The 1,289-nt window shown below is 58.7% G+C and carries 2 protein-coding genes and 1 pseudogene; all 3 read left to right on the plus strand.

The window, feature by feature from the left end; genetic code table 11:
- Positions 1–374: pseudogene (locus tag AC1D0Z_RS22065) on the plus strand (hypothetical protein); the annotation flags it as partial.
- Between the two features lie 37 nt (positions 375–411).
- A complete protein-coding gene (msrB, locus tag AC1D0Z_RS22070; RefSeq protein ID WP_477660283.1) occupies positions 412–822 on the plus strand; it encodes a peptide-methionine (R)-S-oxide reductase MsrB in 411 nt (136 codons plus the stop codon).
- A 134-nt stretch (positions 823–956) separates the two neighbouring features.
- Positions 957–1,289 (plus strand): inner membrane-spanning protein YciB (locus tag AC1D0Z_RS22075; RefSeq protein WP_477660284.1); only part of this gene is annotated, 333 nt, incomplete at its 3' end.

The raw sequence follows: 1,289 nt of genomic DNA on the forward strand, positions 1-1,289 counted from the left end.
GCAACAAGGTGGACTACACCATCTTCTGGCGGCGACTCAATGGCTTCACTGCGCAAAGCGGCCACGAGCCCCTGCGTGACCTGTTTTTTGACCGGGAATCCTTCAACACCTGGGCGCTACAGTATTCAGAGCGCCTCGCGCCCGTGGATCAAGGGCTGCGGGCCGATTTGATGCTCAAAAGCAACCCCAAATTCGTGCTGCGCAACCATTTGGGCGAAGAAGCCATACGCGCCGCGAAACTAAAGGACTTTTCCGGAGTCGACACCTTGCTTGCCTTGCTGCAGGCCCCATTTGATGAGCATCCGGGCCATGACAGCTTTGCGGACTTTCCCCCAGACTGGGCTTCTTCCATTGAAATCAGTTGCAGTTCGTAACATCCCAGAAACCCCACCCTTCACACAGGACAACGACATGAGCGCCAAGATCCAGAAAACCGACGCCGAGTGGAAGGCCTTGCTGGCCGAAAAAGGCGCCGAACCTGCGGCTTTTGAAGTCACGCGTCACGCCGCAACAGAACGCCCGTACACCGGGAAATATGAAGCGGTGTGGGATGACGGCAGCTACCACTGCATCTGCTGCGGTGCCAAGCTGTTTGAGTCAGAGACCAAGTTCGACGCGGGTTGCGGCTGGCCCAGCTTTTCGGAAGAAGCCGTGCCGGGCGCGATCGAGGAAATTGTGGACCGCAAACACGGCATGGTGCGCACCGAGACCGTGTGCGCCAGTTGCGGCGCGCATCTGGGCCATGTGTTTCCCGATGGACCGTCTCCCACAGGGTTGCGCTACTGCATGAACTCGGCCTCGCTCGATTTCAAAAAAACCTGAGCCACGTTCACTAATTTCCCCATGTCTTGCCCAGCCGAGGCCGCGGAACCGGCTTTGCCGGGCCGCAGGCGCAGCGCCCCCTCGAGGGGCAGCGACCCGCGCAGCGGTGGAGCGTGGGGGCTCATAATCTGTTTATGAAAATTCTTTTCGACTTTTTGCCGATTGCCCTTTTCTTTGGCATGTTCAAGTACGCCGAAGGCAACAAGGACTGGGCTGCCGCTACGGCGACCGAATGGCTGGGTTTTATGGTTTCCGGAGGCGTGGTGGGTGCGGCTGAAGCGCCGGTGCTGCTGGCTACCGTAGTCGTCATCGTCGCCACACTGGCCCAGATTCTCTGGCTCAAGATCAGCGGCAAGAAAGTCGACACCATGCTGTGGATCAGCCTGGGCCTGGTGACCGTGCTGGGCGGTGCCACCATTTATTTCCACAGCGAGAGCTTTATCAAATGGAAGCCTACCGTCCTGTAC

This window comes from Polaromonas sp. P1_E3 (assembly GCF_056405935.1).